This is a genomic window from Synechococcus sp. R50.1 (assembly GCF_047462115.1).
GTDB lineage: Bacteria > Cyanobacteriota > Cyanobacteriia > Thermostichales > Thermostichaceae > Thermostichus.
In genome coordinates this window covers 1-12,490 of the sequence record NZ_JANSIN010000065.1, presented here as the reverse complement: position 1 = coordinate 12,490, position 12,490 = coordinate 1, and the positions used below count along the sequence as shown (strand labels likewise).

Below are 12,490 nucleotides of genomic sequence, written 5' to 3'. Positions count from 1 at the left end.
GCTTTTGGGGGCTGCTGTAAACCAGCCTAGAGGTCAAGCCTACGGCTCGCTTCGCGAACGTGGTTGGCTTGCCAACTGCAGGGCTACCGTTCGCGCCAGCGGGCCGGAGGCCTTAAGCCCGCCCTGTACTGCGAAGCAGTCAGGGTCGGGTAGTTTACACTCTAACACGAGCTACCCAAATGAGATAAGGAGCCGCTGGCGGGAGCTGACAACTCTTTTTTTCCTGCGGTTAAAGAGTAAACCTTGCCATATCATCTTCTCCACCGAATCTCGACCGTCAAACGGGGGGATCCCTGAGCAAGCTAGCTCTGAGATAGGCGCTTCACCTCAGCTCCAGAGAGCAGGCGATGGGCTTCTTGCAACAAAGCCGGGATCCGGTCGCGGTGGGGGCTGTGGATAAGATAAGGTCGCAGGGCTTCGGCATCCACTTTGTCTGCCCGCTGGCCGGGGAGCCAACTGCCGGCATTGCCCAACAGGTTGTAACGGCTCTTGGCATAGTCCACCAAGTCATAGGCCAAGACCAAATTGCGCAGCAGCAGAATGAACGGGATATTCACTTGTCCGGGGGTTTGGTCGTAGCGAGGCAGGCCCTGGTGCCAAGTTTTGGCGTAGTGTTCCCCCACCTGCTCGATCAAAGCTTGCTCTAGGCGGGCCAGGATCGGCGGCAACAGCTCATCAGCCCGATCCAATAACTCCACCGCCTGCAGGTGCTCATCAAAATCGCTGGGTCGGGCCGCCCCAATGCTGAGGGTGTGAACCTGGGGATGGGACAGACAGAACAGGTCGTTGAAGACCATCGGGCTGAGGGGTTGGCACAACTGCACCAGCTTGGCGGGCGGATCGTAAAGCTTGCCCCCCTTGTCTGAGGGACTGATGATGAATACCCCCATATCCTGCTGGGCGGCAGCCTCAATGGCGGGCCAGTTGGTTTGGTTGACAAAATACCAGTGCAGGTTGACGTAATCAAAGCCCCCTGACCGTATGGCTTCCACGATCAGCTCCGTCGGCCCATGGGTGGAGAAGCCAACGAAACGCACCCGTCCCTGCCGTACTAGGCGCTGACACACCTCCAGGCACCCCCCTGGACGCAGGCTGTGCTCCAAGTCTTCCCAGGTATTCAACCCGTGGATGGCCAGCAGATCCACATAATCGAGGTTCAAGTAGCTCATCGATTGCTCGAACTTGGCCAGGAACTGCTGCGGGTCGGCGCTGGGGCCAATTTTCGTCTGCACAATCAGATCTTGCCGGGGAAAGAGCGGCAAAATGCGGCCCAACTGCATTTCAGAAGTGCCATAGCCGCGGGCAGTTTCGATGTGGTTGATGCCCACCTCCAAGGCCCGGCGAATCGTCGCCTCCAGGTTCTGCTGGCTTGCCGCTGGGATCCCTGACCAAGGAGTATCTTGCCAACTGTGTTGATAGCGCATGCCACCACAGCTCAGCACGGGCATAGACAGCTCGGTACGCCCAAATCTGCGATACTGCATGGTTTTTCCCCTGGACTAAGCCCCATTTTAGGGCGGGCTTTCCATACCCCACCGCCGAAACTTGAACCCTGAGCCGGCCGCATTGTGCAGCAGTCACTGTCAGAAATCAAGAAATCAGATCAGTCTGGAAATGTGAGGGCTGCAGGGGAGCGACTAAGCTAGAGTGTTTTAGGAGTACGGGGCTGACGGGGCTCGAACCCGCAACTTCCGCCGTGACAGGGCGGTGCTCTAACCAATTGAACTACAGCCCCAATCGCTGCGAATATCTATTCTGGATGTGGATGAGGATTGTTGTCAATCATGGTGGTTAGTCTGGCAGCACAGGCCGCAACCCTTGTGGATACCGCTCCGCAAAATGGGATCCCAACGGCGGCGATGCAACAGGTGGCGGATGTGCTCACTCAGGTGGCCCAACACCTGGATCACCTGCAATACACCACCTTGCGCTACCCCGATGGCGGCTGGCTGACGGTGCGGGTGGTCGAGGATCCTGCTGCTGGCGACTCATCCTCAGAGGGATCCCAGCCGACGACCCATCTGTGGATCCCGGCCTTCGGCCACCTGGAAGATGCCCACACCACACTGGCAGAGCTTAAGGATCGAGCGCCGGAGCTGGAGACCGCTTCTTTTGGGGTTTTGGAGCTGTTGTTCTTGGCGTTGGGCCTTTCCCGGGCCGATGGTATTGTCTTTTACGACCAAGCTGGGGATCGGCAACAGGGCAAGACCGTGGCCTGCCGAGCTTTGATGGAACAGGTCAATCAATCGCTTCGCAGATGGGCCTCTCCACCCCCTTCAATGGCTTGAGCTCTTGAACTTTTCTCTTTTATGGTTTTGTGGTCATTTCGATTCAAACTAGGACAAAGCGTTGAATGCGGAGGGCCAGAAGGCTTTTCTAAGGACTCCGTCCCGCCGGCGCGATAGGACTCCGTCCCGCTGGCGCGAGCAGTAGCCCAGACATCTCATCCTAACCTGAAACAACTATGAAACTATTAAAGATCTATAAAGTTAAAGATCGCAACGCAAAATTCCAGATCCGCCAGATCCGCAATCCGCCCTGCGTCAACTCAAGATGGCCCCCTGTCGGCGGGCAAACTTCCGTAGCTTCTCGTCCATCCGCGCCCCCCGTAGATCCGCTTTGCAAAAGTTGGTAAAGCGCTTGCTCTTTTCTTCTGGGTATCGAGCCAAACGAACCCCACCGGCCATCGACCAGATCACCGAGCTGGCCACCACCAAGGCGATCCCAGCCGCTCCTAACGCATAAACCAAATTGCCCGTGGTCAGGCGGACAAGCAAAAAGGCCAGGATCCCCGAGCCCAGCAGCCCCCCCAAGCCTGTCAGGATCCCTCCCAATGTTTTGGCCGATCCAGACAGTTGGCTCAAAACCCGTAGCCAATGGGGTTGAGGGGTGTTGAAGAGGATGCCGCGCAGATCCGCCCCCTGCAAGTTGGCCCCTGAGAAATCGGCCCCCCGCAGATCGGCCCGGCGCAAATCATAGCCGGCCAAGTTTTGGTTGGCAAAGGACTTGCCCCGTAGATCGGCCCCCGCCATGGAAGGGATCCGCGGTGGGGTGGCCGGCTTGATCCGTCCGCCGCCTGTGATGCTACTGGCTCGGCCCAGTTGGGTGAAACCGGTGGTGCTCCCCCACTCAGAGGGGATGGATACCGGGCTGCTGGCTGTCATTCCCCCTGCGGTGGACGGAGGGAGGGGTGTGGGCACGAAACCACCCGAGCGGCGCTTGGCCCAGTAGCCGGAGATCACCGATGTGCTGGGATTGGCAGACAGGGGAGAGCTGGGCAACACAATCGGCTGAGAGATCGGGCCGCCTGCCTCTTCCACCGGGATCCCTTGCAGCGCCCGCAAGACCTCGGTGGCGGTGGCAAAGCGCTGATTGATGGCCGGCTGCAACATGCGGTGCAGAATGGCGTCGAATTCCGGGCTGAGCTGCAGGCAATCCGACCAATCCCACTGCCCCGTTTCATGGTTATAAAACTTGGCCGGAGATTCCAACGTCATCAAGTTGATGCAGGTAGCCGCCAAAGCATAGAGATCGCTAGAGGGACCGACCGCCTGGCCGGCTACTTGCTCCGGGGGAGAAAAGCCAAGGGAGCGGATTGCTGTCACTTCTGCCGCCTGCTCCTGGGCTGGCCCCAGTTCCTTTACGGCCCCAAAGTCGATCAGCACCAGCCGCTGATCCTCTTTGCGGCGAATGAGGTTGGCAGGTTTAATGTCTCGGTGAACCGTGTTTTGGCTGTGGACATAGCTGAGGATCAGCAGCACCTCCTGCATCACCTGCCGGGTTTGTTCTTCGGAAAAGGGCCCATTGCGACGCATTTCTTGGGAGAGGGTGATGCCCTGGATAAATTCCTGCACCAAGTAGAACTTGCCGCCTTCCTGAAAGTGGGCGTAGAGCTTGGGGATCTGCGAATGTTCCCCCAGGCGCTCCAACACTTGGGCCTCGCGATTGAAGAGCTCCTCCGCCAGCTTGGCCAGTTGCGGGGATCCCTCGACCGGGCGCAACTGCTTGATCACCCGCCAAGGTTTGGAGGGCATGTCCTCATCCCGCGCCAAAAAGGTAGAGCCAAATCCCCCCTGGCCGATGCGCTTGAAGGCCCGGTAGCGATTGCGCAGCAGGAGGGGATGGCCACAAGAGGCACAGGTAGAAGCGTCCGCCGGGTTTTCCGGGTGCAAACAGGCAGGGTTAAGGCAGTAGCAGTTGGGCATACCAGTTTGGGGTTACCGGCTGGCGATCCGGACAACCGAGACGGAGCCAAGAAGTCGGCAGGCAAGTTGTGAGAGATACATACAGGTTAGACCAAGAAGAAACAAATCTTGCACAACTGCCTCAGATAGGCTGATCTTAGCGTCTGCCCGCCCTGAGGTTAATCGGACAAATCGCTTAGGTTTTCGGCGGATGGGGTTTGGTGGAACAGAGGAGAACAACAAGGGCTGGACTGCCCTGCAGAGGGAAAACTTAGAATTGATGAATACAGCCATCTTCGCCTGTCATGTTTCCAGCGCTTTCCGGTGCCGCCATTCGGCAAACTTTTCTGGACTTCTACGCTCAGCGGGGCCACCAGGTGTTGCCCAGCGCCTCCTTGGTGCCGGAAGATCCGACGGTGCTGCTGACCATTGCCGGCATGTTGCCCTTTAAGCCCATTTTCCTGGGGCAACGGGATCCGGAGTACCCACGGGTTACAACGGCCCAGAAATGTGTGCGCACCAACGACATCGAGAATGTGGGCCGAACGGCGCGCCACCACACCTTCTTCGAGATGCTGGGCAACTTCAGCTTTGGCGACTACTTCAAAAAGGAGGCCATCGCCTGGGCCTGGGAGCTGGTGACGGAGGTTTTCGGCCTGCCCCCGGAACGGCTGGTGGTGAGCGTCTTTCGCGAAGATGAGGAGGCTTTTGCCCTCTGGCGAGATGAGATAGGGATCCCGGCCCACCGCATCCAGCGCATGGGAGAGGCGGATAATTTCTGGGCTGCCGGCCCCACCGGCCCCTGTGGCCCTTGTTCTGAGATTTACTACGACTTCAAGCCGGAGCTGGGGGATGAGCGGATCGATTTGGAGGATGACTCCCGCTTTCTGGAGATCTACAACCTGGTGTTCATGGAGCTGAACCGGGATAGCGAAGGTCACCTGATGCCGCTGGCCAAGCAAAACATCGACACCGGCCTGGGGTTGGAGCGGTTGGCCCAAGTGTTGCAGGGGGTGCCCAACAACTACGAGACAGACTTGATCTTTCCCATCATTCAGACGGCGGCTGGGATCGCCGGGCTGAACTACTCCAAGGCCAACCCGGAGCAGCAGATCTCTCTGAAGGTGATCGGGGATCACGCGCGGGCAGTGATGCACTTGATTGCCGATGGGGTGCTCCCTTCCAATGTGGATCGGGGCTATGTGCTGCGGCGGCTGATCCGGCGGATGGTGCGCCACGGTCGGTTGCTGGGGATTGGCGAGCCCTTCACCATCCCGGTGATCGAGACCGCGATTCAGTTGGCCGAGGCTGCCTATCCTCAGGTGCGGGAGCGAGAAACCCTGATCAAGACCGAGCTGCAACGGGAGGAAGAGCAATTTCTCAAAACCCTGGAGCGGGGGGAACGGCTACTGCTGGATTTGTTTACTGCCGTCGAATCTTCCCGCCGTGACAGCAGCTCGCCAAAGCAGATCTCCGGCGCCGACGCCTTCAAGCTCTTCGATACCTACGGTTTTCCGCTGGAGCTAACCCAAGAAATTGCCCAGGAACACGGCTTCAGCGTGGATCTGGAGGGCTTTGAGCAAGAGATGGAGAAACAGCGGCAGCGGGCCCGCGCCGCCCACCAAACCATCGACCTCACAGCCCAGGGATCCCTGGACGAGCTGGCGGATTTCCTCAGCCAAACGGAGTTTTTGGGGTACAGCCAATCTTCTGCCCGCGGCGTGGTCGAGGCCCTGCTGGTCGGGGGAAAATCGGTGCCCCAAGTGGAGGCAGGGCAGGCAGTGCAGGTCGTTTTGGATCGCACGCCCTTCTACGCCGAAGCCGGTGGACAAATTGGTGACCGGGGCTACCTCTCCGGGGATGGCCTGCTGGTGCGCGTTGAAGATGTGCAAAAGCAAGGGGATCTGTTCGTTCACTTTGGCCATGTGGAACGCGGGATCCTGCGGGTGGGGGATCCCGTCCAAGCCCAAATCGACCTGGCCTGTCGGCGGCGCGCCCAAGCCCACCACACCGCCACCCACCTGCTGCAGGCGGCCCTGAAAAGAATTGTCGATCCCTCGATTGGTCAGGCGGGATCCCTGGTGGCCTTTGACCGGCTGCGCTTTGATTTCACCCTATCCCGGCCAGTCACCCCTGAGGAGCTGGAACAGATCGAGAACTTGGTGAACACCTGGATTGCCGAGGCCCATGCTGCTCAAGTGGCGATCATGCCCCTGGCCGAGGCCAAAGCCAGAGGTGCTGTGGCCATGTTCGGGGAAAAATACGGCGCTGAGGTGCGGGTGATCGACTTTCCGGGGGTGTCGATGGAGCTGTGCGGTGGCACCCATGTCAACAACACCGCCGAGATCGGCCTGTTCAAGATCATCGCCGAGACGGGAGTGGCTGCTGGGATCCGTCGCATCGAGGCCGTGGCCGGGCCGGCTGTACTGGAATACCTGAACGAGCGGGACAGGGTGGTGCGGGAGCTGAGCGCCCAATTCAAAGCCAAGCCCCAGGAACTGCCGGAGCGGGTTGCCGCCCTACAGGCGGAGCTGAAAGCTGCCCAGAAGGAACTGGAAGAGGTGCGCAGCCAGTTGGCCTTGGTGCAGGCCGAACGTTTGCTGGCCCAAGCGGTTGCCGTCGGAGATCTCAAGGTGCTGGTGGCCGAGCTGGGATCCACCACCCCTGAGGCCCTCAAAACCGCTGCCGAGCATCTGCTCCACAAGCTGGGGGAAGGGGCAGTGGTGCTGGGATCGGTGCCGGAAGCCGGCAAGGTCAGCCTGGTGGCTGCCTTTAGCCCTGCTGTGCAGCAACTTGGCCTGAAGGCGGGATCCTTCATCGGCGAGATTGCCAAACTCACCGGAGGGGGCGGCGGCGGACGGCCCAACTTGGCCCAGGCCGGGGGCAAACAGCCGGAGAAATTGGCAGAGGCTTTGCAGGTGGCCCGGGAGCGGTTGCAAGCGGAGCTGATCTCGCGCTAGGGGAGCGAAGCCCTTTTGAGCACCAACAGGCCGTCCATCAGCCACTACAGTCTGTTCAGTTTAGGGTGAGACACTCGGGCTATAGAGAGAAGCCTTCTGGCCGCGTATGGGGTTATGGGTTTAGTGTCCTAGTTTGAATCGAAATGACTATAAATCTTCGGCCAGTGGGGTTTCCGACATGTCTTCCAGGCTCAGTTGCACCTGCCGCTGCAGCGCCTGAATCGCTTGGTATTCCTGCTGGATGCCGGCCTGGTACTGGGCGGCCAGGGCAGTGTTGCCTTCGGAAAAGGCTTGATCCCACAGTTGGGTCCAGTAGCGGTAGCGCTTCTGGCGAATTTCCAGCTCCATGTTGGCAATGGCGGCCCGCACCACCATCTGCGGACGCATCAGAGCTACGCGGGTGTTTTCGTCCAGCCAAAGCAGATGGCTGAGGCGCTCGTTGAGCTGCTCATCTTGGGCACAGAGGGTGCGCAAAGCCGTCAGCAACGTCTCTTCTTGCTCTTCCAGCTCCGGCTGAGCCGAGATCAGTTCCAAGATCCGCTGCCACAGCTCCCGGTGGGGGCGAAAGCTAAATTGCAGCTCCCGCTCCAGCAAAGTTTGGCGAATTTCGCGGCGATACTCGCCAAAATGCAGAAAGATCTGCAAAAGATGGGACTCCGACTGCAAGAGTTTGGATCCCTTATTGAGGGAAGGTTGCTGGGGTTTGGCCCAGCGGTACTGCCGCACGGCTCGGCGCAGGTCTTCTTCCAAATCTCGACTGAGGCGACCGTTGCCGCGGCTGAGCAATTCTGCCACTTTGTGCAAATACAAAGAGCGCCACTGTCCACCCAAACCGGCCAGCAGTTGCACAAGGGCTTGACGGGCCTGTTGAAAATCGGCGGCCCGGCTCAGATCCCGACCGGCCAGCACCTGTTCAATTCGCCAATCCAGCCACAGGGGGGCCTGCTCAATCAGGGTTTGCAGTTCAGCAACCGCTGGTGTCAGCGGGGCGGAGCCCCTGTGCTCCCGCAAAAATTCGTCGGCATCTTTGCCCTCAGGAAGGGTGAGAATGCGCAGCTCAATTTCTCCGCGCCGCGCTTGTTCTTCAATGGCTTCAATGGCCCGGCTGGCGGCGTTCAAACCGGCCCGATCCGCATCAAAATTGAGGATCAGTCGCTTCGATTGGGTGTAGCGCAGCAGGATCTTCACCTGGTGGGGCGTCAAAGCGGTGCCCATAGCGGCTACGGCATAGGCAACCCCCGCCTGGTGCAGGGCGATGACATCGAAGTAGCCTTCCACCACCAGGACTTGATCGGCCTTGGCAATGGCATCGCGGGCAAAGTTGAGGCCATAGACCACCTGGCTTTTGTTGAAGAGCTCTGTTTCTGGAGAGTTGAGGTACTTGGGCTGTCCTGACTCCCCCAAGGCTCTGCCGGCAAACCCGATCACCCGCCCCTGCACATCGAAAATGGGCAGCATGATCCGGTTGCGAAAGCGGTCGTAGTGGCCGGATCCCTGCTGGCGGGGAACCAGCAATCCAGCCTCTTCTAAAAGTTTGACCGGTTGGCGCTTGTGGTTGACCAAGTATTCGTAGAGAGATTGCCAGCCGGGGGGAGCAAAGCCGATTTGAAATTTTTGCAAAGTTTCTTCGCTCAGGTGGCGGCTGTGCAGGTACTGGCGGGCGGCGGATCCTAGCTGGGATCGGAGGGCATGCCGATAAAAATCGGCAGCCATGGCCAAAATCTCCAGCAGCTTTTCCCGGTGGGAGAGCTCCCGCTCATCAAGGGATCCCAAGGGCTGCGCCTCGGGATTGCGGGTGGGCAGAGGTATGTGGTATCGCCGCGCCAAGTGGCGCACGGCCTCAGCAAAGGAGAGATGCTCGGTCTGCATGACAAAGCGCAGCACATCTCCCCCTGCCCCGCAGGAGAAGCACTTGTAGATCTGCTTGCTGGGGCTGACCTGAAAACTGGGTTTGTGGTCGTTGTGGAAAGGGCAAAGCCCAACGAAGTTCTTTCCCTGCTTGCGCAGCACCACTTTTTCGGCCACCACTTCCACGAGGTCGGCCTTTTGGCGCACCAACTGAATGAAATCGGGGGGCAGACCGCTCATGGCTTCGGGGGAGCCTGACCTTATAGTAGCCGGGGGAAACTCGACAGGCTGTCTTTTGACCTGGCCCAACGGGCTTGGGATAATGGGCGGGCCTTAAAGGCTAGTTTTCGGTCAGTCCCTGAGATGAAAATGCGAATGATCAACCTTTTTATCGGGCTTTTGGTGGCAGTATTTGCCCTCTTTTTAGGCCCGCAAATGGCTTCTGCTGAGCCTGATTTGGCCTTGGGAGCCAAGGTCTTTCAGGCCAAATGTGTGGGTTGTCACTTGAACGGGCGCAACACTTTGGTGGCAGCGAAAAACCTTTCTCTGGCGGCTCTTCATGAGTACCACGTAGACACCCCTGAGCTGATCCAGGCCCAAGTGAGAAACGGCAAAGGGGCCATGCCGGCTTTTGCCAAGATTCTCAAGCCGGAGGAGATCGAGGCGGTGGCGGCCTACGTTTTGGATCGCGCTGAGCACAACTGGAGTAGAGGCTAGTGTCCAAAGAGAGGACTCAAGATCCAGCCTTGCTGCAGGAAAGCCCGGCGGAGCGGCTGCCTCACGAGCAGGGATGTGAAGGGAAGGGATCCCGCCGCAAAATCTTGTCGGTTGGCGTGGGAGCCCATGGCTTGGTGGCGGTGGGCATTTCCGCCCATGGGGTGGTGGCCATCGGCGTGGTGACTCACGGCATCCTCTCTATCGGCCTGGTGGCTATGGGAGCGCTCTCGTTCGGGCTGGTGTCGATGGGCTTGGCCAGTGCCGGCCTGGTGTCGATGGGCCTCTCCAGTTGGGGACAGCACAGCATGAGCATAACGGAATCCCACGGATCCCATCACCATCCCTAGGTTTTGACCAACAAACACTGCATTTTTCTCTTTCTCTACAGGCTTGTAAGGAGCATCTGCGAATGTTCAGTCTGCAAAGTTACTTGACCCTGGCCAAGAAATCTCTGCTGGCCCTGGGAATGAGTTTTTTACCCCTTTCCTCTGCCTGGGCCCATGTCACCGTCCATCCCAAAGAGGCCCCGGCGGGCAGCTTTGCCAAGCTCACCTTTCGGGTGCCCCATGGCTGCGATGGATCCCCGACCGTGCGCCTGCGGGTGCAGATCCCGGAGGGATTCGTCTCTGTGAAGCCGATGGTGCATCCCCTGTGGAAAATCGAGACGGTCAAAAAGCCGCTGGAGACCCCCTATGAGTCGCATGGGAAGATGATTACCGAAACGGTTGCCGAGGTGATCTGGAGCGGCGGCTCGCTGCCCGATGAGTTCATGGATGAGTTCAGCATCAGCCTCAAGCTGCCGAATCGCCCCGGTGAGGTCATCCCCATCCCAGTGATTCAGGAGTGCGAGCAGGGCATGTACCGCTGGATTCAGGTGGCTCAGCCTGGCGAGGATCCCAACAGTTTGCCGGAGCCGGCTCCGCTGCTGAAGCTGACAGGTGGAGACAGTGGACATGGGCACGGCCACGGGCATGGACATGGGCATGGTCACGGTACCCGCTAAGCGGTCTGCTTAGGAGCATGTTTCATCCCAAAAGGGGTTTTGCTTGGATTTGGTCTGGGATCCTCTGCGCCTTGCTGTGGGTGGCCGGGATCCAGCCCGTTTTTGCCCATGCCAGCTTGCTCTCCACCTTCCCGGAGGATGGGGCAGTGTTGCAGGAAGCTCCGGCCCAGGTGCGGCTTGTTTTCAATGAGCCGGTGCAGATTACACAGCTCCAGGTTTTAGACAGCAACGGACGAGCTCTGCCCTTGGAAAATCGGGTGACCAGGGGTGAGGCACCGCAGGGGGATTTGCCGCAGGGGATCCCCGAGGGGGTTTACATCGTCAGTTGGCGGGCCATTTCTGCCGATTCCCATCCGGTGAGTGGATCGTTTGCCTTCCAGGTGGGGGCAGCCGATCCTGGGCAATTGCAGGCGGCGAGGACAGCTCACGCCCAAGGAAGGGATCCCTTGTACTGGCCGCTGGTGGGGGTACGCTGGGAGATCTACTTGGGCAGCCTTTTTGTGGTGGGGGTGCTGGGCTGGTGGCGACTGTTGCGGGGGCAGCGGAGCAGTTTCGCCGATTCTGATCGCGTCAGCGGGGCGGAGCCCTTATCTTGGGCTTTTGCGACAGCTTGGATCACCCTCAGCTTGACCGTGGTGGCCTTCAGTCTGCATTTGGCCCAGCTTTACCCTTACTTTAATGGGCGAGAGCTGCTGCGTGTGATGCTTTCTCCCTACGGTTGGGGTACAGGGCTGCGGCTGGTGGGGCTAGGGATCCTGATCTGGGCCTGTGAGGGAGGTGCCGTCTGGGCCAGCGGTATGGGGTCGGTGTTGGTGCTCGGCTCCTTTTTGCCCATTGGCCATGCTCTCACCAGTGAGCATCCGATGGGGACAATGGCGCTGCTGGGGCTGCATCTGGCCGGTTCAGCTTTCTGGTTGGGAGGGTTGTGGGGGCTGGAGCGCCTGCTGGGCAAGGAATCTGCTCCCTACCCATCTGTAGGCATCATCCAACGGTTTTCTGACGTGGCCACCTGGGCGGTACCGGGGCTTATCCTGGCGGGGGTGGGGATGGGTGGGATCCACCGCGGCTGGGACTGGGATCATCCGTATGGGCAGTATCTCTGGGCCAAGCTGCTGCTGGTGCTGATGATGGTGGGGTTGGGCGCCCACAACAAGTTTCGGCTAGTGCCGGCATTGCAACAAGGTGGGCAGACGGTGGGCCGGTCGCTGCGCCGGATCGTCCGCCTGGAGTTGGTGGGGCTGATGCTGGTGCTGGCCTTGACCAGCTTCCTGGTGGCCCAGGCTCCTCCCAGTCATGGGAGGCAGGGCATGGGAGCCCCACTGGAGTCGGGCTTGCAGACCAGTTGTGAAGAGCGCTTGAACTGGCCGGAAGGCAGCCTGCACCTGAGGATTCTGCCCTGTCGTCCTGGGGAAAATCAAATTCGGGCTGAGGTGAAGGGAGTCCCGGCCCAGGAATTGACCCTTGGGTTTTCCCTGCCGGAACACGGGATCCCCCCTCTACGCCGTACTGTAGCGCCGGATAGGCCTGGCCAATTTGTGGTGGAAAATGTGCCCCTAGCCCTGGCGGGGGAATGGCAGATCGAGGTGAGACTGCTGATCAGCGATTTTGAAGAGCGGCGAGGTCAGATCGCGGTTTCTCTCTGACTGAATTGTTACAGACATTGAAGATCGCGAAAAGAAAAAGCTGAAAAAGACCCTGGATAGGAGCATGCCTCTAACCCCCAAAACCCTGAACTTTGCTGAATTTACTGAGCTTTAGGCGGTTTGGCAAAAGTCATT

9 protein-coding genes and 1 tRNA gene are annotated in these 12,490 nt (G+C 59.4%); 6 read left to right on the top strand and 4 right to left on the bottom strand.

From position 1 onward, the window contains the following. Window positions 1–302: 302 nt before the first annotated feature. Both NW870_RS12155 and NW870_RS12150 read right to left on the bottom strand, forming a co-directional pair. Window positions 303–1,484, bottom strand: a complete 1,182-nt coding sequence (locus tag NW870_RS12155) for an aldo/keto reductase (protein WP_414342276.1) — start codon at window positions 1,482–1,484, stop codon at window positions 303–305. Between the two features lie 177 nt (window positions 1,485–1,661). Beyond that, a tRNA-Asp gene (locus NW870_RS12150) sits at window positions 1,662–1,735 on the bottom strand. Window positions 1,736–1,784: 49 nt separating this feature from the next. Here NW870_RS12150 and NW870_RS12145 point away from each other — a divergent pair. Then, window positions 1,785–2,288, top strand: coding sequence for a hypothetical protein (locus tag NW870_RS12145; protein WP_414342275.1), 504 nt, complete (start codon window positions 1,785–1,787; stop codon window positions 2,286–2,288). 255 nt (window positions 2,289–2,543) lie between these two features. On the opposite strand, the gene NW870_RS12140 is transcribed toward NW870_RS12145, so the two are convergent. Next, window positions 2,544–4,205, bottom strand: coding sequence for a protein kinase domain-containing protein (locus tag NW870_RS12140; protein ID WP_414375484.1), 1,662 nt, complete (start codon window positions 4,203–4,205; stop codon window positions 2,544–2,546). A 284-nt stretch (window positions 4,206–4,489) separates the two neighbouring features. Here NW870_RS12140 and alaS point away from each other — a divergent pair, with 284 nt between their 5' ends. Further along, window positions 4,490–7,144, top strand: a complete 2,655-nt coding sequence (alaS, locus tag NW870_RS12135; RefSeq protein ID WP_414375482.1) for an alanine--tRNA ligase — start codon at window positions 4,490–4,492, stop codon at window positions 7,142–7,144. Between the two features lie 147 nt (window positions 7,145–7,291). Here the strand turns inward: alaS and dnaG are convergent, their stop codons facing one another. Beyond that, window positions 7,292–9,232, bottom strand: a complete 1,941-nt coding sequence (dnaG, locus tag NW870_RS12130) for a DNA primase (RefSeq protein WP_414375480.1) — start codon at window positions 9,230–9,232, stop codon at window positions 7,292–7,294. 135 nt (window positions 9,233–9,367) lie between these two features. On the opposite strand from dnaG, the gene NW870_RS12125 reads away from it, so the two are divergent. The 4 genes from NW870_RS12125 to NW870_RS12110 all read left to right on the top strand — a co-directional run bounded on the left by NW870_RS12125 (window position 9,368) and on the right by NW870_RS12110 (window position 12,355). Beyond that, on the top strand, window positions 9,368–9,709 hold the full coding sequence (locus NW870_RS12125; protein ID WP_011433133.1) for a c-type cytochrome: 342 nt from the start codon (window positions 9,368–9,370) through the stop codon (window positions 9,707–9,709). Window positions 9,710–9,738: 29 nt separating this feature from the next. Continuing rightward, window positions 9,739–10,056, top strand: a complete 318-nt coding sequence (locus NW870_RS12120; RefSeq protein ID WP_414375478.1) for a hypothetical protein — start codon at window positions 9,739–9,741, stop codon at window positions 10,054–10,056. A gap of 62 nt (window positions 10,057–10,118) precedes the next feature. After that, window positions 10,119–10,712 carry a YcnI family protein gene (locus NW870_RS12115; RefSeq protein WP_414356620.1) on the top strand — a complete coding sequence of 198 codons (594 nt, stop codon included), beginning with the start codon at window positions 10,119–10,121 and terminating at the stop codon, window positions 10,710–10,712. A 17-nt stretch (window positions 10,713–10,729) separates the two neighbouring features. Next, window positions 10,730–12,355, top strand: coding sequence for a copper resistance CopC/CopD family protein (locus tag NW870_RS12110; RefSeq protein WP_414375476.1), 1,626 nt, complete (start codon window positions 10,730–10,732; stop codon window positions 12,353–12,355). Window positions 12,356–12,490 lie beyond the last annotated feature (135 nt).

Bases quoted from the DNA above. Each gene is read 5' to 3' on its own strand.
- dnaG (WP_414375480.1), bottom strand. From the start codon at position 9,232: ATGAGCGGTCTGCCCCCCGATTTCATTCAGTTGGTGCGCCAAAAGGCC.
- NW870_RS12110 (WP_414375476.1), top strand. From the start codon at position 10,730: ATGTTTCATCCCAAAAGGGGTTTTGCTTGGATTTGGTCTGGGATCCTC.
- NW870_RS12140 (WP_414375484.1), bottom strand. From the start codon at position 4,205: ATGCCCAACTGCTACTGCCTTAACCCTGCCTGTTTGCACCCGGAAAAC.
- NW870_RS12145 (WP_414342275.1), top strand. From the start codon at position 1,785: ATGGTGGTTAGTCTGGCAGCACAGGCCGCAACCCTTGTGGATACCGCT.
- NW870_RS12115 (WP_414356620.1), top strand. From the start codon at position 10,119: ATGTTCAGTCTGCAAAGTTACTTGACCCTGGCCAAGAAATCTCTGCTG.
- NW870_RS12125 (WP_011433133.1), top strand. From the start codon at position 9,368: ATGATCAACCTTTTTATCGGGCTTTTGGTGGCAGTATTTGCCCTCTTT.
- alaS (WP_414375482.1), top strand. From the start codon at position 4,490: ATGTTTCCAGCGCTTTCCGGTGCCGCCATTCGGCAAACTTTTCTGGAC.
- NW870_RS12155 (WP_414342276.1), bottom strand. From the start codon at position 1,484: ATGCAGTATCGCAGATTTGGGCGTACCGAGCTGTCTATGCCCGTGCTG.